The organism is Streptomyces sp. NPDC004658 (assembly GCF_040609555.1).
GTDB lineage: Bacteria > Actinomycetota > Actinomycetes > Streptomycetales > Streptomycetaceae > Streptomyces.
In genome coordinates this window covers 1-2413 of sequence record NZ_JBEXKG010000363.1, presented here as the reverse complement: position 1 = coordinate 2413, position 2413 = coordinate 1, and the positions used below count along the sequence as shown (strand labels likewise).

The following is a 2413-nucleotide window of genomic DNA, read 5'->3' as shown; positions in this document are numbered from 1 at the left end:
GGGGTGCCGGGCCCGCGCGCGCGGGGGCCGCGGTGGCACCCCGGGCGCGCGGTCGGCGATCACTGGTAGGTGGGGTCGCGCTGTCGCCGTTGCCCTTGTAGGTCGCCTCGATGCCGCTGAGGTTGATCGTCCGCTTGTACTGCGTCCTGCAGTTGCCGCAGGAGCGGGCGAACGTGCCGAAGTCCGCCTTGAAGGCGTCCAGGGTGGAGACCGTCACCGCGGGGGCGCTGCCACCGCCGGTCGTCCCGGCGCCGAAACCGACCGGCCAGGACGGCCGTCGCCGCCAGGGCGACTGCCGCTCCGGCCGTGCCGGAAACTCCTCTGAAGTACATGGGGGTGCGTCCCTTCTCTGGGGGGGGAGGGGTTATGTACGTGAATGACGTACGCCATTCGGAACGCACGTGGGGCTCGCGTGGCCAACAGGCTCGCTTCGAGGGTCAGCCGGTCACGCTGATGAACGGGACCGTAGAGCGAAAGCACTTTCTGACCAACAGGTCGCGCAGGGTCGTCCCGTCAGTCGGGCAAGTGATGTGGGAGCGCTTCCATGCCTAGCGTGTCCATGTCACGATTCGGGTGAGCAGGCACGCCACGTGCCCCCGACAGACGACCTGCCCCCTACCCCTGGAAAGGTCTTCCGTGAAGCCGCCCCGCAGAACACCGCTCGCCACGGTCCTCGGCACCTGCGTCCTCGTCCTCGCCCTCGCCGTGACGGCCTCGGCCCTCACGGCGCTGGTCACGAGGCCGACCCCGGCCACCGCCGCGGCCGGACCCGGCCGGCACTGGGTGAACACCTGGACCGGCATGCCCCAGCTGACCGAGCCCGCCAACCTGCCGCCCGCGCCGTACACGGGTGAGAGGTCGGTGCTCGTCGACACCACCCTGCGGCAGACGGTACGGGTCACCGCCGGCGGCTCCCGCCTCCGGCTGCGGTTCTCCAACGCCTACGGCGACACCCCGCTGCCGCTGACCGCCGTCACCGTGGCCCGGCCCCGCGACGGCAAGGCCGGGGTCAGCGCGGTGGAACCCGGAACCCTGCGCCGGGTCACCTTCGCGGGCCGGGACTCCACGACCGTCCCGGTCGGCGCCCAGATGGTCTCCGACCCCCTCGACTTCCCCCTGCGTGCCGGGTCCGAGCTGACGGTGACGGCGTACACCGCGCGCGGCCAGGCGTCGCTCGCGCTCACCTCGCATCCCGGCTCGCGCACCACGTCGTACCTCGCGCACGGCGACCACACACGCGACCCCGACCTGCCCGGCGCGACCGCCGTCGACCACTGGTACCTGCTGAGCGACGTCGAGGTGCTGGCCTCCAGCCGTACCGAGGCGGTCGCCCTCGTCGGCGACTCCCTCACCGACGGGCGCGGCTCCACCACCAACGGCAACGACCGCTGGCCCGACCAGTTCTACGACCGCCTGCACGGCAATCCCGCCACCTCGGACCTCGCCGTCCTCAACCAGGCCGCCGGCGGCAACCGCGTCCTCAACGACGGGCTCGGCCCCAACGTGCTCGCCCGCCTGGACCGCGACGTCCTGTCCCGCAGCGGCGTGGCCTGGCTGATCCTCTTCGAGGGCGTCAACGACATCGGCACCGCCGACGCCACCCCCGAGGCGCAGCGCGCGGTCACCGACGACCTGATCGCCGGCTACCGGCAGATCGTCGTCCGCGCCCATGCCCAGGGCATCCGGGTCTACGGCGCGACCCTCACCCCGTTCGGCGGCAGCACGCTGTACGACGATCCGGCGGGCGAGCGGGAGGCGGCCCGGCAGCGCGTCAACGCCTGGATCCGCACCCCCGGCCACTTCGACGCGGTGATCGACTTCGACCGGGCGGTACGGGACCCCGCGGCCCCGGAGCGGCTCCAGCCCGCACTGCACGCCGGGGACTGGCTGCACCTCAACCCCGCCGGGTACGGCGTCCTCGCCGCGGCCGTCCCGGCGGGGCTGTTCCGGCACACCTCCTGAGGGGCGGGGCGGGTGGCGCCGACGGCATCCGTGGCGTTCCCTTGGAGTGGGTGGTTTCCCTGCGGGAAGAGGGGATGACCAGCACGGTCGCGGGCACTCGGTGGGGCACGCAAGACGATCTCACCCGAGGAGAGTCATGGCTGAGCAGAAGTCGTCGGCCCTCACGGCGCCCCTGCGCGGCGCGACCTCGGTACTGCGCAGGGTGCCCGGCGCCGGAACGGTGACCAGGGCCGCCGAAGGAACACTGGACAAGGTCGGCGCGGTCTCGCCCCGCGGGCGGCGCATGGCGGTCTACGCGGGGGCCGGGCTGCTCGGTGCCGCCGGAGTGGTGGAGTGGCCCGTCGCCCTCACCGGCGCGGCGGTGGCCTGGCTCACCCAGCCCCGGCCCGCACAGCCGGCGGACGCGGGGGAGACGGCCGCACCCCCCGAACCCGCGCACGACCTGGGCGCC

At 73.6% G+C, this 2413-nt stretch carries 1 protein-coding gene and 2 pseudogenes; 2 read left to right on the top strand and 1 reads right to left on the bottom strand.

Features of this window, described 5'->3' with window-relative positions:
- Positions 1 to 88 precede the first annotated feature (88 nt).
- Positions 89 to 181: pseudogene (locus tag ABZV94_RS41295) on the bottom strand (pectate lyase); the annotation flags it as partial.
- A gap of 455 nt (positions 182 to 636) precedes the next feature.
- On the opposite strand from ABZV94_RS41295, the gene ABZV94_RS41290 reads away from it, so the two are divergent.
- Together ABZV94_RS41290 and ABZV94_RS41285 are read left to right on the top strand one after the other, a co-directional pair.
- On the top strand, positions 637 to 1962 hold the full coding sequence (locus ABZV94_RS41290; RefSeq protein WP_356350208.1) for an SGNH/GDSL hydrolase family protein: 1326 nt from the start codon (positions 637 to 639) through the stop codon (positions 1960 to 1962).
- A 136-nt stretch (positions 1963 to 2098) separates the two neighbouring features.
- A pseudogene (locus ABZV94_RS41285) lies at positions 2099 to 2413 on the top strand (hypothetical protein); the annotation flags it as partial.